This is a genomic window from Streptomyces sp. NPDC001606 (assembly GCF_053596835.1).
Window position 1 is genome coordinate 70130 of the sequence record NZ_JBSFHC010000001.1, and the last position, 24740, is coordinate 94869.

Sequence of the window (24740 nt, forward strand, 5' to 3'; positions counted from 1 at the left end):
CCCGAGTCCGGCCACCACACCACCCCGTCGGAGCGCCGATGACCACCCACCCGAACGAGCACCCGCACGAGGACCCCGACCGCAAGGCCCGGCTCGAGAAAGCGATCGCCGCGAGCACCGGCCTCCTCCTCACCACCCAGCTGCCCAACGGCTCCTGGACCAACCCCCGCCCCGCCGCCGTTTCCGGCACCGCGGGCGCCGCCCTCGCCCTGCACCTCGCGGGCACCGGGGCGGACCGCGCCCTGGCGCAACGCGGCTGCGACTGGCTGCTCAAGGTGCGCAACCCCGACGGCGGCTGGGGCACCCTCGAAGGCTTCCCCTCGGACACCGTGGCCACCTGCATGGCGACGGCCGCCCTCACCCTGATACCCCGGGCCGGCACCGACGGGCGCGCCGAGGCCGCCGAGGCCGTGTCGGCCGCCCTCTCCCGGCTGCGCGCCGCCGGCGGCGTCGAGGCCGTGGAGGACCGCACCGTACGGCAGTTGTGCACGCTCGTGCTGGCCCTGGCCGGCCACGGCGACGCCACCCGGCTGCGCCGCGTCCCGGTCGAGCTGGCGCTGCTGCCCGCCCCGCTGCGCCGCAGGGTGCTGTCGTACCTGACACCCCCCTTCGTCGCCCTGGCCCTGCTCCAGTCACGCCTCGGCGCTCCCGGACCGCTCGCCCGCGGCGCGCTCGCCGCCGCGCGCCCCGCGGCCGTCCGGCTGCTGGGCGAGGTGCAGCGCCAGGAGGGCGGCGTCGGCTCCTACGGCGGCGACCCCTGGCTCACCGGCCTGGTCGTCACGGCCCTGGCCGGCACCGGCTCCACCCTGCCGCCCGCCGGACGCGGGCTGGTCGCCGCCGGACTCGACTACCTGCGGACCACCGTCCAGCCCGACGGCTCCTGGTGCATGATCCACGGGATGGAGAAGGCCAGGGTCGAGGTCACCGGCCCGGCCTTCGCGGCCGCGGCGCTCGGCGCGGTCGGCCTGCGCGAGGACCCGAGGCTCAGGCGGGCCAGGGACTGGCTGGCCGGCTGCCGCCAGACCACCCCCTTCCCCCTCTACGACTGCCCGCCCGGCGGTTGGACCTGGTCCGGCCACAAGGGCTGGCCGAACGTCCTCGACTCGCTCGCCGTGCTCGAGGTCCTGCTCCAGGGCGACCGAGACGCCCCCGCACTGCGCGAGGGCCTGGCATGGCTGCGCGCACGGCAGGACCGGCGCGGCTCGTGGAGCACCTTCGTGCGGGACACCCTGGTCCCGCTGGACGGACCGTGCCCGTACATCACCGCGAAGGCACTGCTGGTCCTCGTCGAGGCCGGCGTGCCCCTGAGCGACCCCCGACTGGCGCGCGGACTGCGCTGGCTGGTCCGCCGCCAGCGCCCGGACGGCGGCTTCCTCGCCCTGTGGCACCGGGGCGTGGTCCCGGCCACCGCCGCCGTGCTCCGGTTGCTCGCGGCGCTCGGCCGCACCGGGAGCCCGGTGGCCCGGCGCGCCGCCGACTGCCTGCGCCGGGCCCAGCTCCCGGACGGATCCTGGTCCACCGGCGACCCGCGGGAGCCCGGAACAGCAGACGAGACCGGCCGCGCGGTCCTGGCACTCGCGGCCTGCGGCGAACGGGACCGGGCCCTGCGCGGCGCCGACTGGCTGGTGGAGCACCAACGGCCGGACGGCAGCTGGGAACCCGGCCGGACCTGCGTGTACATCCGCGGCCACGTCCACTACAGCGACTTCCTGATGGCCCAGGGCCTGGCACTCTCCGCGCTGGCGGCCTGCGCCGGGCGAGGGGAGGCGCGATGAACCCGGCGCCGGGCGCTGCGCCGCCGTCCTGGGACGTGATCGTCTGCGGAGCCGGCGTGGCCGGTCTGGCCACCGCCCGCGCCCTGGACCTCGCCGGCCTGCGGGTGCTCCTGCTGGAGAAGCAGCGGGTGCCTGCGCCGATCGCCAAGGGCGAGGTGCTTCAGCCGAGTTCGGTGCGGATCCTGCGCGACTGGGGCGTGCTGCCGCTGCTGCTGCGCCGCGGCGCCGTCCCGCTCGGCCGGCTGATGATCCGCGACGCGGACGGCCGGCGCCTCCTGCTCTTCGACTACCGGACGATCCCCGGCGCCGACCGCGTGCTGTTCTCGCTCGACTACCCGGAGATCCTGGCGGCCCTGCGGGAGTCGCTGGGGGAGCGTGTCGAGACCTGGACGGGCGCCCGGGCCGAGGCGCCGGTGTGGGAGGGGCGGCGGGTGTCCGGCGTCCGCGTCTCCTGGCAGGGGCGGGTGCGGGAGCTGAACGCGCCCCTGGTGGTGGCCGCCGACGGCCGCTCCTCCGGGCTGCGCCGCGCGGCGGGCATCGCCACGGCCTCCACCGAGTACCCGCACCGGCTGGTCTCCTTCGACATCGGCGGCGTCCCGGCCGCCGTACCCGAGGTGACGAGCTACGTCACCGACCAGGGGTTGCGGCTCGCGTATCCGCTGCCCGGCGCGCGGATGCGGCTCTACGCCCAGGTGCGCCCCGACGCGCTGCGCGGCGCGGGTCCGGAGCAGCTGGAACGCTGGTCCCGCGAGCTGCTCGCCGGCACACCCGCGCTGCGCCCGCTCGGGGAGCGGCTGCGGGAGAGCCTCGGCAGCCGGCAGCTGCTCAACCTGTGGCGGTTCACCGCATCGGCGCTGGCCGCGCCCGGGCTCGCCCTGGTCGGCGAGGCGGCGCACTGCGTCCACCCGATGGCGGCCCAGGGCATGAACACCGCCATCGCCGACGCGGAGGCCCTGGCCCGGCGGCTGTCCGAGCGGGGCTTCGCCACCTGCCCGTCCGCCCCCGCCGCCGACCTGGCACTGGCGGCGTACCGGACGGAACGTTCCGGCTGGGTGCGGCACATGGACCGGATGAGCCACGACGCGACCCGGATGATCACTCAGCTCTCCCGGCCCGGCCAGGCGATCGGGCGGAGGGTGCTGCGGCGCATGGACAGGAACCCGAGGCTTCGGTTCCAGGCCACCTACAACATGGCGGGGCTCGGGATCCGCCCGTTCACCGCACTGGACCGGCTGCATCAGCTGGGCCTGCCGGACCCGCGTGCCCGGCGCGTGCCGGACTGGGGCGTGACCGGGGCAGCGACCGACGGGGACGGAGGGACCGAGCGATGAACCGACCTGTGGGCCGACGCGTGGACCGAGGGGCGGACCGGGCGGGGCGCCCCGTGCTCCGCCGCGCCGTCGTGCTGGGCGCGGGCTTCACCGGCATGCTGACCGCCTCGGTGCTCGCCCGGCACGCGCAGCGCGTCGTCGTGGTCGACCGGGACCGGCTGCCGGCCGGCCCGGCGCCCCGGGCGGGCCTGCCCCAGGCCCGCCACGGGCACCTGCTGATGGCCGCGGGCGCGGCGAGCCTGGAGACGCTGCTGCCCGGCTTCACCGAAACGCTCGCCGCCTCGGGCGCCCGCCGTCTCGCCCTGCCCACCGACCTGGTGGCACTCACCCCGCACGGCTGGCTGCCCAGGATCGGCGAGGCCTCCCACGGCTGGTGTCTCAGCCGCGACCTGCTGGACTGGATCGTCCGCAGCCGGGTCCTCGCCGACCCCGCGATCGAACTCGTCCAGGGCGTGCGGGCCGAGGGGCTGCGCGGGACCGCCCGGCGGGTGACCGGAGCACGGGTGCGCGGCGACGCGTGGCCGGACGGCCACGAGCTCACCGCGGACCTGGTGGTCGACGCCACCGGGCGCGGCTCCCGGGCCGCGCACTGGCTCACCGGGCTCGGCCTGCCCGAAGCCCCCGAGGAGCGCGTGGACTGCGGCCTGGTCTACGCGACGCTGCTGGTGCGCGCGCCCGACGCCGCCGCCGGCTTCCCCTCGGTGTCGATCGGATCGGGCCCGGGCGCCGGCCCCGGGCGGGCGGGCGTCATCTTCCCGATCGAGGACGGCCGCTGGCTGATCACCCTCTCCGCCACCCGCGGGGCGCGAGTCCCGCGCGACGAGCGCGAGTTCCACGCCTTCGCCGCGGCCCTGCCGCACCCGCTGATCGCCGACCTGCTGCCGCTCTGCCGCCCGCTCGACCGGGTGCGCCGTTACGGCAACACCGCCGACCGCCGACGCCGCTACGACCGGTGCCGTCGGTGGCCGGACGGCTTCGCGGTGCTGGGGGACGCCGTCGCCCACACCAGCCCCGCGTACGGGCACGGCCTGTCCGTCGCGGCGGCCGGCGTGCTGGCGCTCGCCCGCGAGCTCGAACGCCGCGGCCCGGACGCCGGGGGTCTCGCCGGCCACGTCCAGCGGGCCGTCTTCCACGGCACCCGGGCCGCCTGGAGCCTGGCCACCGGCGAGGACGTGCGGTACCCGAACGTCACCGGAGCCCGGCCCACTCGGGCCGACGCGCTGCGCGCGCGGCTCGGCGACCGGCTCCAGGCGGTGTCGGTACGCGCCGACGGCGGCGGGGGCGACGCGGACGCCGTGCTCGGCGCCCTCGTCCGCCTGGGCACCCTGGAAGGGCGGCCCACCGAACTCGCCCGTCCGCGCGCGCTGCGCGCACTGCTGCGCGGCCCGGCGCCGACGCCCGTCACGCCTCCCGAACCTCCGCTGAGCACCAGCGAGTCGGCGGCCCTCGGGCCCGGCCGCGCCCCCTCCGGCACACCCGTCGCGCCCGGGCGCGCCACCCCGCACGAACTGGAGGCCCGCTGATTGCCGCCTCCCAGGCTCTTGTCCAACACGGCGCGGTGCGGGCTGTATCACCGGTGGCGGCCGGGGCGGTACCGGTCGAGTACCGGCTTGAGTCCTTCCTCCACAGCCGATCGGACCACACCGCCGGGTCTGTTCCGGCTGCGGCCTGCGCCGAAGAGTACGAAGTGCGGGCTCCAGTCGGCATCGAAGTACACCGCGCCCTTCAACGTGAGGTCGGCTGGAGGTTCGCGGTCTGGGTAGGGCGGCAGGGCGGGTGGTGACCAGGCACCCCCCGCCTGCCCCGCCCGCACTGTGTCGTGCCCGGGTGGCGCCGCCGCCTGGGCCCGGAACGTCTCGTACTCGTCACGACCGGGGACGAGGAGAACGACTCGTTCTCCGGACAGCAGCCGTGTCGCCTCCCTGAACTCCCACAGCAGTCCGGGACCCAGCCCCACAGCCATCACCACGAGCCGCGCTCGCCCCATCAAGTCCCGGACGGTGTCCTGCCAGTCGTCGATCGGCAGATACAACCGCCGGGCACCGACCAGAGGAAGCCGCTCTCCCGGCCGGCCCACGGCCACCATCGGTGCCACCAGCTTCAGTGCCTGTGCCAGTTGCTCCTCCTCGGTCCGCGCAGACAGAGGCAGGTCCGACAGCACCGCGCCCGGCCCGGGGGCCGGATGCCGGTTCTCCTCCAGGGCCGTACGCCCGACGTCGTCCTCGAAGGACCTCAAATAGAGGGTGAACGAGTCCCTGCGGAGTTCTCCCGGAGACCGGATGATCTCCGCGAGATGCTGCCGTCCGAGCACGGCGAGACGACGCGCGCCGAACAACAGGGTATGGGCACACACCACAACGAGGGGAACGAGGAGGTCGAGGTCCCACCAGGGCACCAGCGAGTCCCTCCCCACACCGTAGACCGCGTCGAACGCCATGACCGGCAGGAAGAGCCGCAGACGACTGAAACCCTGGGCGCTCGGAGGACATCGCAGCACCACAGCGCGTACGGCCCCGAGCGCCACAGTCCCGGCCACGATCACCCCCGCGGCAATGACCGTCGCGTACCACCAGGGAGCACGCAGCGCGACCGCATAGGCGGCCAGCCTGGGCGGGAACCGGGCGGCCTGCCAGTGGTTGAACGCGGCCAGGGCAAACCCCAATCCCACAAGGCCCGTCAGCCAAGCAGCGGCCAGGAGCAGCACACCCCGGACCCGGGACTGCCTCGGTACGGAGGGCCGTAAGCCCCCACTTGCTGCTCCGCCCGCCGCCATCTCGGCGCGGTCCCCCCGCTTCTTCCTCACTGCCTTGCCTCTCCTCCCGAATGACTGCCCGCCAGCTCCCACGGGCTGCCGACACCGCTGTGCATGGTGCCCGACCGGCGGGACGAACGCACTCGGCTTCGGACACCCGGACGCACCGGACTTCAACCCTGGTGCGGGAGGCGCTCGGTCAGGGTGACCAGTTCGGCGTCGCTGAGCTCGGGTGTATCGGCGAGAACGGCTTCTGAGGCGTTGATGTCGACGATAATTCTCGTTGCCCGTGCCACCGAATCTTCAGGAGTTGGCCAATGCGGAGGCTGTTACCCGTCGCTGCTGTGTGCATGCTGGCACTCTGCGCCTGCACTGGTGGAGGCAGCGATGCGAAGAACCCGCAGCCCAGCGCATCAGCGTCCACTGCCGCCCTTCCAGCGGTGCCGGGAATCAAGACCCTCAAGGTTCCTGCTCTGAGGTGCAAGGATCCCAAACATGGCACTGGCACAGAAGAGGTGATCACCCCAGACCTGAAAGTGGTCACCACCGACAGCGACCGAGACGCCCCTGGCGATGCCGAGCTTTACGACCAACGCCTCATGCTCTACAAGGGCAACTCCTGCCGTGACGACGTCAACGACACCTGGTCCACGCTCGACTTCGCGGAAGACACAAAGGGCCTTGTCGGTTCTATCCCCGCCAACGACAATGAGTGCATTGCCGCTGCCCGGAACCAGAACTGGGACAGCAACTTCGACCAGGACGTCCGGAACCTGGACGGAAAGACCGTGTGTGTCCTTGACTTCGGCAAGACGTTCGCCGTGAGCATCGCCGTCGACCGGGAATCCTCCAACGATCCGCACCTTCCCTCCCTTGAGCTTCACGTGAAGCTGTACTGAGGACGCGCGGACCGACGGCGACCACGCGAACCGGATCCCCAAGTGCGACGTGGTGCTGAAGCGGGATACCGGGCTGCTGGGTGTGCGGCGGCGGGGCCGTCGCCGGGCAGGCCGTGGTCGGGGGCCGTGGATGAGGGCGCGCTCCCGGCCGGCGGGCGCGACCACGGCCGCACAGTGGAAGCGCCCCCCGGCAAGGAAGATGCGTACGCAGCCTCGCCCTCTGGACCGCCGTCGGTCGAGCCCCGGGCTGTGGATGAGTGACGCCGGGCGCCTCGGGGCCTCGCCGGCGACGTACGGAGTGAGCGCTTCGCCCCCCCCGAGCAGCGAGGGAGGTTCCTGGACGCATGCGGGCACCTTGCGGAGGGGCTGCGAGTGGGCTCGGCGGGCGGGGGACCCGGACCTTCCGTAGATTGAGGAGCGAGCGACTGGCAGGAAAAGTGCGCGTGATGCCGGAGATCGACTATCCGGGGGTGTTCGCCGCCCTTCCGAGCCCGTGCCTGGTGCTCGGCACGGACCTGGTGATCGCGGCTGCCAACCAGGCATTTTGCGAGGTCACCGGGCGAAGCCGGGTCGAGCTGCTCGGGAAGTATCTTTTCGATGCCTTCCCGGACGACCCCGCCGACCCGGAGGCGGACGGGGTGGACACGCTGAAAGCCTCACTGCACCGGGTCCTGCTCTCCGGCGAGACGGATCACATGGCGTTGCAGAAGTACGACATCCCGGTCGCCGGCAATCCCGAGGTGTTCAAGGAGCGGTGGTGGACCGCGATCAACGTGCCGATCCTGGGGCCGGACGGAAAGGTCACCTGGATCATCCACCGGTCGGAGGACATGACCGACGTCGTCCGTGCCCACCACACGGCAGACCCGCCGTCGGTCAGTCCCGGGCGGGAAGCGGCCATGGAGGCCGAGCTGTACGCCAGGGCGCGGCAGCTACAGCAGCTGAACGAGGAACTGCGGCAGGCCCACGCCCGTGAACGGCGGGTCGCCGTCGCCCTGCAAGAGGCCATGCTTTACTCCCCCGACCTGGCCCGGCACCCGGATATCGCCGTGCGCTACCTGCCCGCGACCGGCTCGCTGAACGTATGCGGAGACTGGTACGACGCGGTGGACCTGCCCTCGGACCGTTTCACCGTCGCAGTCGGTGACGTGGTCGGCCACGGGCTGTCGGCCGCCACCGTCATGGGCCGGCTCCGCAGCGCGCTGAGCGCCGCCACCCGCGCCGTCCACGGCCCCGCCCAGGCCCTGGAGGTGCTGGGACTCTACGCCCGCTCGGTGGAGGGGGCACTGGCCGCCACCGCCGTACAGGTCCTCGTCGACTGCCACAGCCAGCTCCTCGTCTACAGCAGCGCCGGCCACCCCCCACCCGTCCTGCTCCACCCCAACGGCTCCTGCGAGCTGCTCGACCAGGCCACCGACCCACCGCTGGGCGCCCGCCCCGAACACGTCCCGCGCCCCCAGGCCAATGCGTCCTACACCCCCGGCGACACCCTCGTCCTCTACACCGACGGCCTGATCGAACGTCGCGGTGAGGACATCGACACCGGTCTGAGCCGCCTGACCTCCGCGCTCGCCACCTGCGCCGACTTCGGCGCGGAACACCTCGCCGACGCCCTCCTCGCCCGCCTGGGCCTCACCAGCGGCGCAGACGACGACATCGCCATCGTCGTGGTCCGACTGGAACGAATGACCCGTCCATACTGATGTAGCCGCGTGTGATCATCGTCGGCTAAATCGCTTGCGCTTGCGCGGGGCCCGAGCACAATCGGCGCGTGCAGATCTTGTCCTTCCCGGAAGCAGCCGCCCCCGCCGACCTGCGGGTCCAGGTGAGAGAGATCCAGGAGCAGGCATGGCCGTCCGAGTCCGGGCCGGACGCTCCTGTAGACGCCCCGATCCACGATCCTGCACTGCGCCCGTTGTCGCTGCTGCTTGTGGACGAGGGGACCGTGCTCGCCGCGCTGGACATCCTGTTCAAAGAGATCGTCCATGCCGGTCAGTGCTTTTCGGCTGGTGGGCTGAGCACGGTGGCGACGAGCAAGGGGGCGCGTGGTCGTGGGTATGGCCGGCAGCTGGTGACAGCGGCCCGAGAGAGGATGATCACCCAGGGCCTGGACGTGGGCCTGTTCACGTGTGATCGCCCACTGCAAGCCTTCTACGAAAGCGCCGGCTGGCGTGTGCTTCCGGGAACCGTACTCATCGGAGGAACACCACAGGCTCCCTTTCCCAGCGATCAGCCCGGCTTCGACAAGGTCACGATGGCAGACTTCTTCTCGGCTGCGGGCCGGCAGGCGCAGGCGTCGTTCCCTCACTCCCGCATCGAGCTGTATCCAGGGGAGATCGACAAGCTTTGGTGATGGGCGCCAACCGGAGCAGCAGCCGACTGGCCGTCAGTCTGCCGTGTCTGTCGGGCGTGGAAGGCGCAGGGCCGCCGCGAGGCCGAGCAGGGCCACTCCGGTGCCGACCGTCCAGACGGTCCGATAGCCGGGGAGGTTCGCGCCCTGTGCGGCCAGGACCGCCGCAGTGGTGGCCGAGCCGACGGCGATGCCCAGGCTGACCAGCAGTTCGAACAGGCCCTCGGCGGCGGCGGTCTCCTCGACGCGCACGCCGTCGATCACCAGGACCCGGGTGGCGCCCGTGATCAGCCCCAGCCCGGCGCCCGCGAGGACGAGCGCCGCCGCGACCTCGACCGCGGTGGACGGTCGCAGGAGCATGTCCACCGTGCCCGCGCCCAACAGTCCCGCGCCGGTCACGGTGACCCGCCGGAAGCCGGCGACCCGCCCGAACCGGCTGGTCAGCGCGCTGAACGCGACCATCGCACAGAAGGCCGGCAGCAATACCAGCCCAGCGGCGGTCGGTTTCAGTCCGAGCCCGCCACGGTCCGTCAGATAGGCGGCGTAGGAGACCTGGCCGCCGATGACGACGAAGTTCACGCAGCAGCCGACCGCGAACACCGCTAGCAGGCTCGGCCGGAACAGCCGGCGTACGTCGATCAACGGTGCGGAGGAGCGCAGTTGGAGCGCCGTCCAGGCGGCGAGCAGCAACAGGCCGGTGGCGAGGCAGGCGAGCGTTGCGGGTGCCGTCCAGCCCCAGAGCGCGCCCTGGTGCAGTGCGAGCACCGCGAGCACGAGGCCGGCCGACAGCAGTGCCGATCCGGCCCAGTCGACGCCGCCTGCCGCAGACACGTCGCCGGACGGCTCGTCGCGGGGCACCGTCCCCAGCAGGGCGAGCCCCGCGCGTGTGCCGACGGCGGGTACCCACAGCGCCGGCACGGGACCGGCCGCGTGCAGCAGCAATGAGGTGCTCACGCTGCCGAGCAGGAGGCCCAGCATCAGCGCCCCGGACAGGGAGGCGACGCCCCGCCGGGTGTCCTCGATCGTGGTCCGGAGCCGGACGAGGCCGAACATCAGCGGCAGGTACCCGGCGAGGGTGCCCTGAAGCGCCCGCCCCACCAGCAGTGTTTCCAGCAGGGCTACTTCACTCCGCTGCTGCCGGCCGTGGGTGAGCGGTTCCATGTCGGTGTGACCGCCCTGGCCCGGACATCCACTGAACGGTTCGACGAGTAGCAGGGCCGCCAGCGTCCGGCGCAGGCCCGGTCCCGTGGCGGCAGACCGCCCGGCCACACCGGTGCGGCCGCCCGTCGGGGCCGCTCTCACCGGGCCTCGGCCTTCGTGGACGTTCCGACCGCCCGCCGCTCGGCCTGGGCGAGGCGCCGCAGCGCCAGTTCGGCGAACAGGGCCGCACCGTCGGCCAGTACGGAGTCGTCGAACACCGCCTGCGGTGAGTGGTTCTGGGCGGCGGTGGAGAAGTCGCGGTCCGGCGGGCAGGCGCCCAGCATCAGGTAGGCGCCGGGGATCTGGTCCAGGACGAACGCCATGTCCTCCCCGCCCGGCGTGCGCGTCCGCGCGTCGAGGTAGCGCGCCGCGCCGAACAGGTCGGTGACGGCACCCGCGGCCAGCCCCGACTCGGCCGGATCGTTGACCAGCGCCGGGTACCCGTCCTCGTACTCCACCTCAGCGGTAAGCCCGTGAGCTGCGGCGATGCCGGTGAGCAGGGTACGAGTGCCCTCCCGCATCAGCTCCCGGGCCGCGCGGGAGAAAGTCCGCACGGTCGCCTCGAAGAAGCCGTGCTCGGGGATCACGTTGCGCTTGGTTCCGGCGTGGATGGTGCCCACGGTGAGCACCACCGGGTCCTGGGCGTCGAAGCGGCGGGTGACGAAGGTCTGCAAGGCCATCACCATCTCGCACAGCACCGGCACCGGATCGGCGGACGCATGCGGTGCGGAGCCGTGGCCGCCCTTGCCGCGCACCGTCACCGCCAGCCCGTCGGAGGCGGCCCCCGCCGTCCCGGCCCGGCCGGCGAACAGGCCGCGCGGCAGCCGGTTCGAGGCCACGTGCAGCGCGTACGCCGCCACCGGCCGCTGCCCGGAGGCCTCCAGCACGCCCTCCTCGAGCATCGGCACGGCGCCGCCGCCGTCCGTGCCCTCCTCGTCCGGCTGGAACATGAACACCACCGAACCGGCCAGCTCCTGCTGTCGTCCGGCCAGCAGCCGCGCCGCGCCCACCAGCATCGCGGTGTGCAGGTCGTGGCCGCAGGCGTGCATCGCTCCGGGCACCTTCGAGGCGTACGGCAGTCCGGTGTCCTCGGTGATCGGCAGTGCGTCCATGTCCGCGCGCAGCAGGACAGTCGGCCCCGGCCGGCGGCCGCGCAGCACGGCGGTCACCGAGGACAGCTCACGGCCGGTGGTGATCTCCAGCGGCAGTCCGTGCAGCGCGGCCAGCACCCGCTGCTGGGTGCGGGGCAGCTGACGGCCGAGTTCGGGGTCGGCGTGGATCTCACGTCGTAGGGCGACCAGATCGTCGGCCAGAGCGTGGGCGGCCTCGCGCACGGACATGGCAGCGCTCCTAGAGGTGGGGCGGAAGGACTCACCTAGGATGAGCAGCAAGCTACCGATGAGCCCTGATGCGCAGGATTTCGTCGTCCATCGTGTCTTCGTAGCGAGGATCCTGGGGAAGGGCCGGCTGCGAAGGGGGCTCCATGCAGGAACTCGTCGACGAGCTCGACCTAGAGCTGGTGCACGCGCTGCAACTCAACGCCCGGGCGTCGTGGAGGGTGGTGGCCCGTGCGCTGGGCGTGGATCCGGTCACACGTCATCTACCTGCACCACCTGACCGGTACCCGCTCGCTGCTGGCCACGGTGGCCGTGGCCGACCTGGCTTCCTCCTCCGCCTATCTACGACGGGAACTGGACGTGGTGCCGGGCGTGCGCGCCCACCACGCCGAACTGCTGGTCACCACGTACGGCGAGGCCAGCCGCTGGCGCCTGGGCACCCTCGAACCGGCCCAGCGCGAAACGGTGATCGGCGACACCGCGGCCCGCGACGAGCCGGTCCGCCCCCTGGACGAACGCGACGAACAGCTGATCCGCACGCTGACGACCGACGCGCGCCTGCCGAACACCGAGCTGGCCACGCGCCTCGGGGTGAGCGAACCGACCGCACGGCGCCGTCTGGGGCGGCTGTTGTCCGAGGGGCGGATGCGGATGCGCTGCGAGATCGCCCAGTCGGTCTCCGGCTGGCCGGTGACGGCCGTGCTCCGCTGCCGCGTGCCGGCGGCGCGACTGGACAGCGTGGCCCGCTCCGTGGCGGCGCTCCCGGAGATCAGGCTCAGCGTCGGCCTGACCGGACCGGAGAACCTGCACCTGATCGCCTGGCTGCGCGACGCCTCCGGGCTCCCCGCGCTGGAAGCGTCCCTGGCCACCCGCTTCCCCGAACTCACCGTGGTCCGTAGCGCGGTGTCACTGCGCACTCTCAAGCACATGGGCCGACTCCTCGACGAACGCGGCCTCGCCGTCGGCTCGACGCCGATGGACATCTGGCGGCCCCCGGTGGCAACGCGGCAGGGCTGACCGGGGAGGGTCCCGCAGAGAAAGGTCCGGCTGGGGTCTCGCCAGTGGCGGCCTTGGGCTCGGCCAGGGTGTGAGCCGGGTCGATGGCCTGCCGTCAGGGGGTGCCGCAGGCGCTCATGCCGCAGCACGCGTCGGCGGCGGTGCCGGCCTTCTCCAGCGTGTCGGCGTCGGCCTTGACCACGTACACCTCCCAGGGCTCCTTGCCGGGGCCGGTGACCCACACCTTGTCCTGGAGGGCGTAGCAGCAGGAGGTGTCGCTTTCCTCGAAGGCGGCCAGGCCGGCGTCCTCGAGCCTGGTGGTGGCGGCGTAGACGTCCTCGGTGGTGGCTACCTCGACGCCGAGGTGGTCGAGGCGGGTGTCCTCGCCGGTCCCGCCCTCGATGAGGACGAGCTTGAGCGGGGGCTCGGTGATGGCGAAGTTGGCGTAGCCCTCGCGGCGCTTGGCCGGCTCGGTGCCGAACAGCTTGGAGTAGAAGGCGATGGAGGCTTCGAGGTCGGCGACGCGCAGGGTGAGCTGAACACGGGACATGGCGGTCTCCCCACGACTTGTTTCGACGTCTGTCGATACAGCTGACCTTGCCGCCTGGATCGACGGCTGTCAATATTGAAGAATGTCGAAACAAGCTGGTCTTCCGGTGCTCGGGCAGGACGCTGCGGTGTGCTGCGCGCCGATGGTCCGCGAGCCGGTGGGCGAGGAGGCTGCGGCCGAGCTGTCGCGGATGTTCAAGGCGCTGTCGGACCCGATCCGGCTGCGGCTGCTGTCGCTGATCGCCTCCCACGAAGGCGGCGAGGCGTGTGTGTGCGACCTCATCGGCCCGTTCGACGTCTCCCAGCCCACGATCTCCCATCACCTGAAGGTGCTGCGCGAGGCCGGGCTGGTCGGCTCCGAGCGGCGTGGGACCTGGGTGTACTACTGGGTTCTCCCCGAAGCCCTGGCGAAGCTGTCCGCTCTGCTCCAGATCCCGGCCGTGTCCGCGAAGGCCTCGGCGTGAGCGCGCCGGCCCCGCTGCTGCGGCGGGCGGCGGTCGAGGGGCTGGGGACGGCGGCGCTGGTCGCGGTGGTGGTCGGCTCCGGGATCCAGGCCACCGAGCTGACCCATGATGTCGGGGTGCAGCTGCTGGCGAACTCCCTGGCCACCGTCTTCGGTCTCGGCGTGCTGATCGCCCTGCTCGGCTCGGTGTCGGGGGCGCACTTCAACCCCGCGGTCACCCTCGTGGCCTGGTTCACCGGCCGCCGCACCGACGGCCCCACCCTGCGGGACGTCGCCGCGTACGTGCCTGCCCAGGTCGCCGGGGCGATCGCCGGGTCCGTGCTGGCCGACGCCATGTTCGGCAAACCGCTGGTGCGCTTCTCCACTCACGACCGGTGGGCCGGACACCTGTGGCTGGCGGAGGTCGTGGCCACCGCCGGGCTCGTCTGGCTTGTCTTCGGCGTGGCCCGGGCCGGCCGCCCGCATCTGGCGCCGCTGCTGGTCGCCTCCTACATCGGAGCCGCGTACTGGTTCACGTCTTCTACCAGCTTCGCCAACCCGGCCGTCACGATCGGCCGCGCATTCACCGACACCTTCGCCGGCATCGCCCCCACCTCCGTGCCGCCGTTCCTCGCCGCCCAGCTGGTCGGCGCCGCCGCCGGGCTCGGCCTGGTGGTCGTCTGTTTCGGCCGGCCGGCCGCCGTGCGCGAGGATGAGGTCATCGTCCCCCACGGCGGGCCGCAGCCCTCCGCTCCCGCCCGTTCCCCCGAAGAAAGCGCACCAGCCCGATGAGCTCCGCCGTTCCTTCCGTGCTGTTCGTCTGCGTGCACAACGCCGGCCGGTCCCAGATGGCCGCCGCCTTCCTCACCCGTCTCGGCGCAGGCCGGGTCGAGGTCCGCTCGGCCGGGTCCGCCCCCGCCGACATCGTGAACCCGGCCGTGGTCGAGGCCATGGCCGAGGCGGGAATCGACATCTCTGCCGAGACGCCCAAGATCCTCACCGCAGAGGCGGTGCAGTCGTCAGACGTGGTGATCACGATGGGCTGCGGCGACGCCTGCCCGTACTTCCCCGGCAAGCGGTACCTGGACTGGCAGCTCGACGACCCGGCCGGCCAAGGCGTCACCGCCGTGCGGCCGATTCGCGACGAGATCGAGCGGCGCGTTCGCGGCCTGCTCACCGAACTCGGCATCGAGCCCGCAGCATGACGGCGCATCCGCCGCCGCCACGGCAGGACCAGCTAAGGGACGCCATCGAGGCCGTCCGCCGGCGGTACTGACCGCTACTCCTCGGGCTCCCAGGCGATCAGATGCTCGAACACCTGCGGGTCGCCCTCGATCTTCAGGTCGCTCATCGTGAGGCGGCCCCAGACGAAGAGGAGCAGCTGCTCGGCCGTGCCCGTGGCCGAAGCGGAGGCGGGCGGGGCGTCGTCCGTCAGGGGTGCGGGCCAGGCGCCGCTGCCGTCCAGCGCGAGGAGCCAGGAGCGGCCCTCGGTGGCGTGGTAGTGGAGGATGGCGGGCTCGTGCGGCCAGGCCGCCGGGGTGGAGTTGCAGGTGTCGAGAAACTCGGCCACGCCGTCGATCGCGACGTCCGCCGGCATCGGCTGCACGGAGCCTGCGGCGAGCTGGGCGTCGTACGTGTGCACCAGCACCTCGTGCACCCGGCGCCGGGCGACGCCCCACGCATTCGCCGGCGACACACCGGCGCTCCACCACGTCCAGCACCCGCGCTCCGGGCCGGCCTCGCGCAGCGCGCTCAGCAGCAGTTCGTTCGACTCGGCGTACCAGGCCAGCAGCGCCTCGAGGTCGCGCGGCGCCTCCGCGGCATCCTTGGCCGGCGGAGCCTCGGCCGGGCCCGCGGCGACGATCGCGGCCCACCAGCGCTGGCCCTTACCCAGGTGCTGCACCAGGTCGAACACCGTCCACTCGGGGCAGGACGGCACCGGCGCGTCAAGGCTGGGCGCGGCGGCAACCGCACTCCGGAACGCAGCCGACCGCTCGTCGATCAGTTGCAGCAGGGCGGAAAACTCAAGACTCTCTGTCACATCGCTTCCCTATCACCCCGGCTGTGCCGACCACACCCTGATTTCCAGGCCGTCAGCTGCGCGAGTGGGAGCACCTCATGCAGAGCGACCGGCCCCTCCCCCAGCGTCAGCGGCCCGCGTGTCAGGCCTGCGGAGGCGCGGTCGGCTGGGATCTGCCGCGCGGGTCCGCAGGGCGATGGGCACGGTGGCGAGGGCTGCGCACAGGGCCACGGCGCCGCCGACGGTGTAGGCCGGGGCGCTGGCGTCTTCGGCGAAGGGAGTCGTGACGAGGATGCCGCACAGGACGGCGGCGTTGACGCCGGCGGTGAAGGCGCCGAAGGCGCGGGCGGCCTGCGCCGGGCCGGTCATGCGGTAGATGGCGGCACGCAGGGTGGTGTTGAACACGGCGTTGGCGATGCCGCCGACGACGAACGTGGTCAGCAGGACGGTGGCGGTGGGGGCGAGCCCGCAGACGAGGTAGACGGCGCCGATGACCGAGCCGGAGAGGGCGAGGCGGGCAACGGGTGGTGTGGAGGCGAGGCGGCCGGCCAGGGCGCTGCCGGCGAGGATGCCGACGGCCCACGCGGCGGTGGCGAATCCGAACACGGCGACGGCGGAGCCGGGTGCGTGCTCACGGACGAGGAAGACGAACGCCACGTCGGTTCCTGCCGTGGCGGCGATGACCACGAACACCAGGCCGAGGGCGAGGAGTGAGCCGCCGGTGAGTCCCCCGCGTCCGGACGCGGAGTCGGATTCGGTGTCGTCCGGAATCAGTTCTACGGTGCGCACCGCTACGCCGTACGCCGTTACCGTCAGGAACGTCGCTGCGTCGGCCAGCAGGGCGCCGCGGATGCCGAGGGTCGCGAACAGGGCCGAGCCCGCCAGCGGGCCCAGCACCATGGCCAGTGAGCCGGCCGACTGTGCGAGGCCGTAGGCCTTCTCGGCTACGTCGGTGCCCGCCAGCACCGGCAGAGCCGCGTTCAGCGCCGTGACGCTGACGGTGTTCACGGCCGCCAGCAGGGCCACGCCCGCGACGGTGCCGCCCGGCGGCAGGCCGGACGACAGTACGACGGTGATGGCCGCCTGGGCGGCGGACGCCATGGCCAGCACCGGTCCCGGCCTGCGTCCCACCAGCGCCCTGCCCACGGGCCGTCCCAGAAGCACCCCCGGCAGGAGACCGGCGATCTGGAGGATCCCGACGAAGTAGGCGCCGGAGGGCGCCAGGTGGAAGGTGAGGGCGAAGACAGCGACCTCGTCGCCCCCGGAGGAAGCGAGCAGGACGGCGAAGAGCAGGGCCGCGCGCAGGCGGATGCGAGAGGGGCTAGCGGGCATCCCTGTCCAGGACGTCGATCGCGCGCCACGAGCGCAGCCGGTAGAGGACGGCATCGACGATATCAGCGAAGTCCCCTGCCACGCCGGGATGTTCGCGCGTCAGGTCCGCCGGGGTGGCGATCTCCCCGCTGTTGAGCCGGTCGAGGACGGCGGGCAGCGCGGGGTGGTCGGGCAGGCGGGCGAGGTGGCCGTTGGCCGATACGAGCAGGCGCCCCTTGGACCGCTGGTGGACCACCGGGAATCGGTGCAGCCGCACGGGCAGGTCGTGGTCGACCGGCGCGACCTCGAGCGGGTCGGGGACGTGGCCGAAGCCGCGGGCGCTGAGCTTGCGCAGCCAGGTGGCCAGCAGCCGGTCGGCGATGTCGGCCCGGTCGATGCGGGCCAGGGCGTGGTCGAGCAGGTCGGCCACCGTCTCGGGCAGCTCCGTGCCGTTCGGACGGACGAGTTGGTCGTACGGCGGGCGGGGCGTGCCGGCGAGTGACGCGGCCACGGCGGCGGTGGCGGTGTCGAGTGGGTCGCCGTCGAAGAAGAGGGCGATGTTGAAGGTGGCGGACGAGGCGTCCGGGGAGGATCCGACGTGCCAGAAGCGGGAGGGGAAGTAGCCCATGTCGGTGGTACTGGCGCGCAGTGTCTGCCCGGTGTGGCGTGCGGAGGACCAGTCGCTGCGGTGCAGGGGCAGCCACTCGCCGTCGGAGGGCGGCCAGACGATGAGGTCCTTCGGGCCGGCGACGCCGAACATGAAGTTGGCGGCGTTGTCGCAGTGGATGCCGCCGCGTGTGCCGGCGTACCGGCCGAGGAAGATGTCGGTGTCGGCGTAGCCGGAGGGGAAGCCGCCGAGTGCGCTCCACAGCTCCTCGGTGAAGACTGCGGCCCGCTCCCACAGCTCGAAGCTGGTGCGGTGCAGCCTGCTCAGCCCGATGCTCCACTCCGCTCCCCCGGTCTCGCCGTCCATGCGGGCGAGGAACCCGGCGACGGAGCCGTCCTCGGCGCGGGGCAGATAGCGGGCCCGGTCGGTGTGCGGGCTCCTGCCGGCGACCGACAGCCGCAGCAGCGGTCCCTCACCCTTTTCCCCCGCGGCGGCCGCCGCGACGACGGCCTGGAAGAACCAGTCGCCGCCCAGGCCGAGGTCGACCGGCGGGGGGCCGACGATGCCCGCCTCGCGTTCCCAGTACCGCTTCAAGAAGGCACGCCAGTAGGCGAGCCGGTTGCCGTCGCCGACGGTCTCCACGGTTGTCATGCGCCTTCCCGTTCCGTTTGCCGGCCGGATCCGGCTTCCGTCATCACCGGGTCGTCTGTGCGGTACGCCTGGAGGAGTTCGACTTTGATCATGTCGGCCACCGCGTGCCAGTCGGCCGCTGCGGGTTGCCCTCCCTCGGTGTGGTCGAGCCACAGCAGGAAGGCGTGGACGTTGAGTTCCACTTCGCGTCCGGTCACCAGGCTGGTCATCCGCGCCCGGCCGGTGTCGGGGTCGACGGAGCGGCGCCAGCCGGGCGCGGCCCTGACGCGCAGCCCGGGGGTGGGCCCGGTGGGGAGGGCCGTGGCGTGGCGCCACGGGTCCGCGAGGAACCCGAACGTCCAGAGCGTGCAGAGCACTCTCAGAACGTCGTCGTCGCGCCGTCCGCCGTCCCGTTCGCCGGGCCGGACGCCTTCGTCCAGGTCGGACAGGAGTCCGGCGTACCGGCTGGGCAGGCGCAGGATGCTGTCGGCTCCGGCGGCGTACAGCCCGACCGTCCTGGCATCGGCCGACACCCGCCAGGTCACCCCCTCCGCCAGTCGGAGCGGATCACCGGGCGCCGGCGTGAACACGGTGGCTCCGGCGAGGGGACGCCCGGGCGGTACGCCGGTGTCGAGGACGCAGCGCAGGAAGGCGTACTCCTCGGACTCGCCGATCAGGCCGCGGTGCTGCAACGGCGCTGTGCGGCCGGTGTCGGGCAGGGCGTCTGCCTCCGCGGCCAGCGCCGCGGCCTCGGTCCCGGTCAGCCCGGACGCGCTCACGTAGTCCGCGCTCAGCGCCAGGTCCTCGTCCGGGCCGGGGTGCAGCACCTTGATGCCGAACCGCTCCGGGTGTTCGCCGACCGGGGAGAGCAGGTCCAGCACGAACGGCCCGTTGACACTGGTCGAGTACGGCAGGCCGAACTCCTCCTTGGAACGGCGCAGGGTGTGTTCCACGAACGCGGCGGTGCGGCGGGCCTCCTCGGCCGTCTCTCCGGGGAAGCCGGTGATGCAGAACAGGTGCACGGGCACACCCGCGCGCAGCAGCGCCTCGACGCTGGGCTGGATGTGCTCGATGCGGGTGCCCTTGCGCATGAGGTCGAGCACCCGCTGGTTGTACGACTCCAGGCCGAGGTCGAGTCTGCGGCAGCCGGACTTGTAGAGCGTGGCGGCCAGGGCATCGTCCAGTCCGGCGGAGAAGCGGGTCTCGCCGTACCAGTGCAGACCGGCCTCGCGGCGTACCAGTTCGGCGCCGACCTCGCGCAGCGTCCGCTGGGTCATGATCTCGTCGACGAACATGAACGACGTCGAGCCGTACCGCCGCGCCAGGTGTTGCATCTCGTCCACGACGGTGACGGCGTCCCGGTGACGGTAGCGGTTGCTGGCGAAGGGGATCGAGCAGAACGCGCAGTTCCAGGCGCAGCTGCGGGAGGCCAGTACGGGCAGCACGGGGCCGGGGGCCAGGTAGGAGTCGAGGTCGTAGTCGTCGAAGTCGGGGGCGGGCAGCGTGGCCAGGTCGACGTCGCGGGCAGGGGCGAAGTCCAGTCGCCCGTCGGAGGTGAGCGAGCTGCGGCCGGGCACCGGACGGGAACCGCCCTCGAAGAGGTTCTCGCACAGTGCGACGATCGCGTCCTCGCCCTCGTAGAGCACGAAGTCGTCGACCAGGTCGAAGAAGGGGTGCCGGTCCCGCCAGCGTCCGGCGATGCGGGTGATGTAGTTGCCGCCCATGACGATCCTCAGGTCCGGGCGGTGTTCCCGGACGAGCGCGGCCGCCGTCATGGCCGGGATGAGCTGCGTGTCGGCCGACACCGAGATGCCCACCATGCCCAGGTGGGGGTCGGCGAGCCGGGACGGGAGCAGGGTCTCGAACGCCCAGCGGTACGGGTTGCGGTCCGGGTCGCGGGTGGCGGCGAGCACCGACGCGCTGGACCACTCGCTGTAGTGCTGGCGGTTGGAGCGCAGGTCGCAGTGGAATCCGGCGAAGGCCGCGGAGTGGCACACCAGGGCGTTGCCGAGGGTGCGGGCAGCCCGGGTGAACGCGGCGTGGTCGCGCAGACCGGCGGGATCGTGCACGGCGGCCCAGGCGGCCTCGACGTCGGCGCACACCGAGGGCAGCAGCAGCCGGGCCTCGTCCACGGCGGCCGGGTCGAGGCCCAGTTCGTCCGCACGGTCGTAGCGTGCGCAGAGGCCGGCCACCGTCCGGGCCGTCAGCATCCACCGCAGGTGGACGGCGCCGAGGTCGAGAGCGGTGACCGGCCAACCGTGGTTGCGCAGCGAGGCGGTGAGCAGTGGCACCGCCAGATGCGGCGCGTAGACGTTCCACAGCGGTGGGTTCACCAGCAGCGTACGAGGACGACCTGCCATGGAACCTCCGCGTGCCTGGGGCGAAAGGGAACTACCGTGCCCGGCGGGTCGTCGACCGCGCCGGGCGCTCGTCAGCTCAGGACTCGTCCTCCAGCGCGGACATGTCCTTGGGCTCGGGGAACAGCGCGTACTTGGAGGTCCGGACCTGGGGGTCCATCGTGGAGACCTCGGGGCGCTCGTTGTCCTCGGCGGCGATCGCCTTGAGCTTTTCGATGTCGATGTGTTTGCTCATCGGTTCTTCACCTCCTTCCCTGCCGGGGTGCTTCCGGCGTCGGTGCTCGCGTGGATGAGGTTCTTCCGCTCCAGGTCTTCGATGCAGCCCATGGTGGAGGCGAGGACGTCGTCGCGGTCGGGCATGACCTCCGCGATCGTCTCGGCGATCTCCTCGAGTGTGCGGCCGTCGCACAACTCCAGGACGAGCCACGAATGGGAATTCAGCCAGTGCAGGGCAGGTTTGTCCGGCGTGTAGGCCATCACTGCGTGCCAGGGTTCGAACGGCCGCAGCCGCAGCAGGGAATTCTGCGTATACACGGTACGTGCCGGGGATTCGGTCGTCACGGGTCACACCCCTGACATGGTCGGCGGTGCACCGAACGGGAGATCGGCTATCCGGCCGGGAAGGCGGGTCAGGTCCGTGCCGTTGTTCATGTGGGTGCAGTACGGGTCCGGTGCGTCCCAGGCTCCTCCGAAGGCGTATGCGGTCGACCGGCAGCCGCCGGAGCGGTTGCGGTCGTTCGCCGCGCATTCGGGACACGCGTTCACCGCGCTCGCCCCGCGCACCTGTTTGTAGATCGGATTGCGCCAGGTCTCCATGAACGATGTCTGCCGGATATTGCCGTAGTTGGCGAAGTCACGCAGGTACGGGCAGCCGATGCTGTTGCCGTATGCGTCGACGGCCGCCATCTGCCAGCAGCAGTTGGGGTCGTTGGGATGCCAGGACTGCATCAGCTGCACCCCGTCGGGCACCCTGATCGCCTCGAGCGCGGCCATCTGCCGGGGCAGCGGCACCGAGAGCCGGGACCAGTTGGCGCGGGCCCGGCCCAGTGGGTAGAGCCTGAGGACCCCGAGCTTCTCCGCGCCGGTGCCGGCCGTCAGGTCGGCCAGTGCCTGCAACTGGTCGATGTTGTGGCTGGTCAGGATGGTGGTGATGAAGGTGGTGACGCCGGCGTCGACCAGGTGCCGGACCCCCTCGACCGCTCGGTCGAACGCGCCGGGCAGGCCGACGAGCGTGTCGTGGGTGGCCGCGTCACCGCCCTCGATGTCCACGCACACGACTCCCACGCTCGCGGCCTTGAGTCTGCGGGCGGTCTCGGCCGTCACCAGGGTTCCGTTGGTCCGCACCATGGTGAAGGCGTTGGGTGTGGCGTATTCGACCATGTCGAGGAAGTCATCACGCAGGAAGGGTTCGCCGCCCTCGAAGAAGACGCTGATGACGTTCTGGTCGAACATCTCCTGCATCAACCCGGCGACTTCCTCGAAGGTGAGTTCGGATTCGGCCGGGTCGTGCACGTCATAGGCCATGATGCTGTCGAGATTGGTGCGTTTCGTGGGTTGCACCCAAAAGCTGAACGGCGCGGGCATTTGAATGACCATCTGATTGCTCCCGCGATTTCGGTCCGGTATCGGCCGGTTCGAGTTCGGCTCACATTCGCCGTACGAGTAGCAATACGGGATCCTAGGTGCTCTGTTGGCAACCGGCAACAGTACTTGCTAAGTTGGCGACTCACTATCGTGAAATGCCAGGGCACGACCGAGGGAGAGCGGTGACGCTTCGCGTAACGCTGCCGAATGATCGCCAACTGGTCGCTCTGACGCCCGAGGACGGGCCCGCGCTACAGGATCTGCTGGAGAGGTGCGACGATTACTCCCGGCTCAATTTCGGTATTCCGACCGGAGCGGCGGACGCGCAGAGCCAGTTCCTCGAAGGTCTTCAGCACGTCCCGGAAGAACTCAAGCACCTCATGGGATGCCGGGTCGACGGCCGTCTGGTCGCCGCCGCCGATCTGCTGGAGGGCCACCCCGACGCGCGGACGGCGGCGCTGGGCATGCTGGTGGTCGATCCGGAGTGGCGCGGCCGCGGCCTCGGCACGGGCATCCTGCTGGGGCTGAGCACGGCACTGGCCGGGCGCGGTGTGCAGCGACTGCGGGTGGACTGCCACGTGGCCGAGAACACCCGGGCCGTGCCGCTGCTGCGGCGGCTGGGATTCATCGAGGCCTCACGCGAAGAGATCGCCGTGGCAGCAGGGCAGAGCCGCACCCGGGTGCTGTGGACGGCCGACCTGCCGTTGCTCCCGCGCCGGGAGGCGCCCGTGACCGCGCGATCCGACTACAGCCGCGCCGGAACACCGGTGCCGCAGCCCGTCCCGCCGCTGGACCGGCTCTTCGAGCTGCCCGGCGTCAGCGTCCGGGTCGAGCCGTACTACTTCGACGCCCCGCTCTTCGACGACTACGAGCGCGACGTGGAGCGCCGCACCGGCGAAACCGACTGGGACCTCGACGGCCTGGCCTGTGCCGTGGACAAAGGGGCACGGGTGCTGGAGGTGGGCTGCGGGACGGGACGCGCCCTGGTCCACGTGGCCACTGCCACGGAAGCGTCCCTGCTGGTGGGCATCGACACCTCCGAGCCCGCGCTCCAGCGCGCCCGGGCACGGGCCACGGCCGCCGGTGCCGACCGGGTGGAGTTCGTGACGGGCGACTTCCTGTCCTACCGCCCGGACACCGCCTTCGACACGGTGCTGCTGGCCGACTGCACCCTCAACGGTTTCACGGAGCCGTCGGTCGTGGTCGGGCTGCTCACCCACGCCCGCTCCCTGCTGGCCCCCGGCGGGCGTATCGCGGTGAGCGTCTTCGACGACGGCGCACCGGCCACGATGTCCCCTCTGGACGGCCGCATGGTGGTGGACTCGTTCACAGACCGCGAGGGGATCCACCACATCGTCATCTGGTCCATGCGCTTCGACGCAGCCAGCGGGCTACTGCACCGCACGGCGGCCGTACCGCGCACCGCGACGGCACCGGGCGAGCCGGTGCAGTGCGTGATCGCGGACATGAACGACCGCATCTGGACGCCGTCGATCCTCGCCCCGCTGTTCACGGCAGCCGGTCTGTCGGTCACCGGCAAGGAGACGGCCACGTTGAACTCCGGCGCCGCGGACGGCGCCCCGATGGCCACGCTCGTTCTCACCCGGGCCTGAGGGCGGGAGTGCGGCCGGCCGGCTGTTCACAGGCCGCCGCTGATCGCGCTCTCCAGGTGAAGGGCGGCGGCATCCCGGTGGGTGCCGCCGCCCTGCGTTGACGCCGGGGACGCCGGGGTCATGGCGGGAGCCGCCGGCGATCCCATGGCACGGGCGCCGCGCACGAGGGGGCGCGGCGCCCGGTCGACCGGCGCCGGCCTCCCCCACGCGGTGTGGCGGCGCCAGGGGGTCAGAGAGTCGTGCCGCCGGGCATACCACCCGTGGTGCCCCCAGGCATACCACCGGTGGTGCCGCCGGGCATGCCGCCCGTGGTGCCGCCGGTGTCACCGGGCGCGATGCGGCCGCGCCACGCGCCGGACTCGGCGCCACGCTTCTCGATGTAGTTCTTGAAGCGCTTCATGTCGCCCTTGACGCGGCGGTCGATGGTGCCGACGAGATCCCCCACCTTCTCGACCGCGCCGCTGGGCTCGACGTCCATCACGAGCTCCACGCGCGTGTGCGTGTCGTCCACCCGCTGGAAGCGGACACTGCCCCTCTGCTGGGTGTCACCGCTGGTGGTGCGCCACGTGATGCGCTCGTCGGGAAGCTGGTCGACGATCTCCGTGTCGAACTCCCGCTTGACGCCGCCGACCTTCATGGTCCAGTGGTTGTGGCGGGCGTCCAGCTGCCTGACCTCCTCGACGCCCTCCATGAACTGCGGGAACTCCTCGAACTGCGTCCACTGGTTGTAGGCGGTGTGGATCGGGACGTCGACCTCGACCGTTTCCTTGACCGTGCTCATCTGTGTTCCTCCGTGGTCCCGGGGTGACGGTTCGGTACGCGGTGACGGGTACCCGCCTGTGCGCCGGTTCCACATGGTGACTCAGTCGTCCTCCGGACACCCCGCGTGACGGCTCCCTCGTCTCCGGCGCCAGGACCCGGCACGCCCGGCCCACCAGGGCGCGGCCCTCCGCCGAAACCGCACCGTCTCCCAGCACCGGGCGGCAG

At 72.1% G+C, this 24740-nt stretch carries 23 protein-coding genes and 1 pseudogene; 12 read left to right on the forward strand and 12 right to left on the reverse strand.

Features of this window, described 5'->3' with window-relative positions; translation table 11 throughout:
- Positions 1–38 precede the first annotated feature (38 nt).
- From ACWCV9_RS00355 to ACWCV9_RS00365, 3 genes are read left to right on the forward strand one after another with little or no spacing between them, the layout of a single operon-like run.
- A complete protein-coding gene (locus ACWCV9_RS00355; protein ID WP_450783340.1) occupies positions 39–1775 on the forward strand; it encodes a prenyltransferase/squalene oxidase repeat-containing protein in 1737 nt (578 codons plus the stop codon).
- Positions 1772–3106, forward strand: coding sequence for an FAD-dependent oxidoreductase (locus ACWCV9_RS00360; protein ID WP_450783341.1), 1335 nt, complete (start codon positions 1772–1774; stop codon positions 3104–3106). The genes ACWCV9_RS00355 and ACWCV9_RS00360 overlap by 4 nt, the downstream gene beginning before the upstream one ends.
- Positions 3103–4629 carry an FAD-dependent oxidoreductase gene (locus ACWCV9_RS00365; RefSeq protein WP_450783343.1) on the forward strand — a complete coding sequence of 509 codons (1527 nt, stop codon included), beginning with the start codon at positions 3103–3105 and terminating at the stop codon, positions 4627–4629. The genes ACWCV9_RS00360 and ACWCV9_RS00365 overlap by 4 nt, the downstream gene beginning before the upstream one ends.
- A gap of 47 nt (positions 4630–4676) precedes the next feature.
- Here the strand turns inward: ACWCV9_RS00365 and ACWCV9_RS00370 are convergent, their stop codons facing one another.
- Positions 4677–5810 (reverse strand): hypothetical protein, encoded by a 1134-nt coding sequence (locus ACWCV9_RS00370; RefSeq protein ID WP_450783345.1) that lies wholly within the window; start codon positions 5808–5810, stop codon positions 4677–4679.
- A gap of 398 nt (positions 5811–6208) precedes the next feature.
- On the opposite strand from ACWCV9_RS00370, the gene ACWCV9_RS00375 reads away from it, so the two are divergent.
- The 3 genes from ACWCV9_RS00375 to ACWCV9_RS00385 all read left to right on the forward strand — a co-directional run bounded on the left by ACWCV9_RS00375 (position 6209) and on the right by ACWCV9_RS00385 (position 9110).
- The gene (locus ACWCV9_RS00375) at positions 6209–6757 is read left to right on the forward strand and encodes a hypothetical protein (RefSeq protein ID WP_450783346.1); all 549 of its coding nucleotides are present in this window, start codon (positions 6209–6211) and stop codon (positions 6755–6757) included.
- Positions 6758–7200: 443 nt separating this feature from the next.
- Entirely contained in the window at positions 7201–8460 is a 1260-nt protein-coding gene (locus ACWCV9_RS00380; protein WP_450783347.1) for a PP2C family protein-serine/threonine phosphatase, read from the forward strand.
- A gap of 68 nt (positions 8461–8528) precedes the next feature.
- Positions 8529–9110 carry a GNAT family N-acetyltransferase gene (locus ACWCV9_RS00385; protein WP_450783349.1) on the forward strand — a complete coding sequence of 194 codons (582 nt, stop codon included), beginning with the start codon at positions 8529–8531 and terminating at the stop codon, positions 9108–9110.
- Positions 9111–9143: 33 nt separating this feature from the next.
- On the opposite strand, the gene ACWCV9_RS00390 is transcribed toward ACWCV9_RS00385, so the two are convergent.
- On the reverse strand, positions 9144–10268 hold the full coding sequence (locus tag ACWCV9_RS00390; RefSeq protein WP_450783350.1) for an MFS transporter: 1125 nt from the start codon (positions 10266–10268) through the stop codon (positions 9144–9146).
- A 137-nt stretch (positions 10269–10405) separates the two neighbouring features.
- Positions 10406–11647: a M20 metallopeptidase family protein gene (locus tag ACWCV9_RS00395; RefSeq protein ID WP_450783351.1), complete on the reverse strand. Its 1242-nt coding sequence runs from the start codon at positions 11645–11647 to the stop codon at positions 10406–10408.
- 143 nt (positions 11648–11790) lie between these two features.
- Between ACWCV9_RS00395 and ACWCV9_RS00400 the strand changes: the two are divergent.
- Positions 11791–11853: pseudogene (locus tag ACWCV9_RS00400) on the forward strand (hypothetical protein); the annotation flags it as partial.
- A gap of 22 nt (positions 11854–11875) precedes the next feature.
- Entirely contained in the window at positions 11876–12661 is a 786-nt protein-coding gene (locus ACWCV9_RS00405; protein ID WP_450783352.1) for an AsnC family transcriptional regulator, read from the forward strand.
- Between the two features lie 94 nt (positions 12662–12755).
- On the opposite strand, the gene ACWCV9_RS00410 is transcribed toward ACWCV9_RS00405, so the two are convergent.
- Positions 12756–13190 carry an ArsI/CadI family heavy metal resistance metalloenzyme gene (locus tag ACWCV9_RS00410; RefSeq protein WP_450783354.1) on the reverse strand — a complete coding sequence of 145 codons (435 nt, stop codon included), beginning with the start codon at positions 13188–13190 and terminating at the stop codon, positions 12756–12758.
- 82 nt (positions 13191–13272) lie between these two features.
- On the opposite strand from ACWCV9_RS00410, the gene ACWCV9_RS00415 reads away from it, so the two are divergent.
- From ACWCV9_RS00415 to ACWCV9_RS00425, 3 genes are read left to right on the forward strand one after another with little or no spacing between them, the layout of a single operon-like run.
- Positions 13273–13653: an ArsR/SmtB family transcription factor gene (locus ACWCV9_RS00415; RefSeq protein WP_450783355.1), complete on the forward strand. Its 381-nt coding sequence runs from the start codon at positions 13273–13275 to the stop codon at positions 13651–13653.
- Positions 13650–14423 carry an aquaporin gene (locus tag ACWCV9_RS00420; protein WP_450783357.1) on the forward strand — a complete coding sequence of 258 codons (774 nt, stop codon included), beginning with the start codon at positions 13650–13652 and terminating at the stop codon, positions 14421–14423. The genes ACWCV9_RS00415 and ACWCV9_RS00420 overlap by 4 nt, the downstream gene beginning before the upstream one ends.
- Entirely contained in the window at positions 14420–14836 is a 417-nt protein-coding gene (locus tag ACWCV9_RS00425) for an arsenate reductase ArsC (RefSeq protein WP_450783359.1), read from the forward strand. Before ACWCV9_RS00420 ends, ACWCV9_RS00425 begins: the two co-directional genes overlap by 4 nt.
- A 74-nt stretch (positions 14837–14910) precedes the next feature.
- On the opposite strand, the gene ACWCV9_RS00430 is transcribed toward ACWCV9_RS00425, so the two are convergent.
- The 7 genes from ACWCV9_RS00430 to ACWCV9_RS00460 all read right to left on the reverse strand — a co-directional run bounded on the left by ACWCV9_RS00430 (position 14911) and on the right by ACWCV9_RS00460 (position 22116).
- Positions 14911–15672, reverse strand: a complete 762-nt coding sequence (locus ACWCV9_RS00430) for a maleylpyruvate isomerase family mycothiol-dependent enzyme (RefSeq protein WP_450783360.1) — start codon at positions 15670–15672, stop codon at positions 14911–14913.
- Positions 15673–15747: 75 nt separating this feature from the next.
- On the reverse strand, positions 15748–16983 hold the full coding sequence (locus ACWCV9_RS00435; RefSeq protein ID WP_450783361.1) for a hypothetical protein: 1236 nt from the start codon (positions 16981–16983) through the stop codon (positions 15748–15750).
- The gene (locus ACWCV9_RS00440) at positions 16973–18220 is read right to left on the reverse strand and encodes a hypothetical protein (RefSeq protein ID WP_450783362.1); all 1248 of its coding nucleotides are present in this window, start codon (positions 18218–18220) and stop codon (positions 16973–16975) included. Before ACWCV9_RS00440 ends, ACWCV9_RS00435 begins: the two co-directional genes overlap by 11 nt.
- Entirely contained in the window at positions 18217–20559 is a 2343-nt protein-coding gene (locus ACWCV9_RS00445) for a B12-binding domain-containing radical SAM protein (protein WP_450783363.1), read from the reverse strand. The genes ACWCV9_RS00440 and ACWCV9_RS00445 overlap by 4 nt, the downstream gene beginning before the upstream one ends.
- A gap of 76 nt (positions 20560–20635) precedes the next feature.
- Positions 20636–20791, reverse strand: coding sequence for a hypothetical protein (locus ACWCV9_RS00450; protein WP_385846952.1), 156 nt, complete (start codon positions 20789–20791; stop codon positions 20636–20638).
- Positions 20788–21117, reverse strand: coding sequence for a PqqD family protein (locus ACWCV9_RS00455; RefSeq protein WP_450783364.1), 330 nt, complete (start codon positions 21115–21117; stop codon positions 20788–20790). Before ACWCV9_RS00455 ends, ACWCV9_RS00450 begins: the two co-directional genes overlap by 4 nt.
- Before the next feature lie 3 nt (positions 21118–21120).
- Positions 21121–22116 (reverse strand): radical SAM protein, encoded by a 996-nt coding sequence (locus ACWCV9_RS00460; RefSeq protein WP_450783365.1) that lies wholly within the window; start codon positions 22114–22116, stop codon positions 21121–21123.
- Between the two features lie 206 nt (positions 22117–22322).
- Here ACWCV9_RS00460 and ACWCV9_RS00465 point away from each other — a divergent pair, with 206 nt between their 5' ends.
- Entirely contained in the window at positions 22323–23753 is a 1431-nt protein-coding gene (locus ACWCV9_RS00465) for a GNAT family N-acetyltransferase (protein ID WP_450783367.1), read from the forward strand.
- A 229-nt stretch (positions 23754–23982) separates the two neighbouring features.
- Here ACWCV9_RS00465 and ACWCV9_RS00470 read toward each other — a convergent pair whose 3' ends face one another.
- Complete coding sequence (locus ACWCV9_RS00470) at positions 23983–24534, reverse strand: SRPBCC family protein (protein ID WP_450783368.1); 552 nt, start codon at positions 24532–24534, stop codon at positions 23983–23985.
- Positions 24535–24740: the final 206 nt, after the last annotated feature.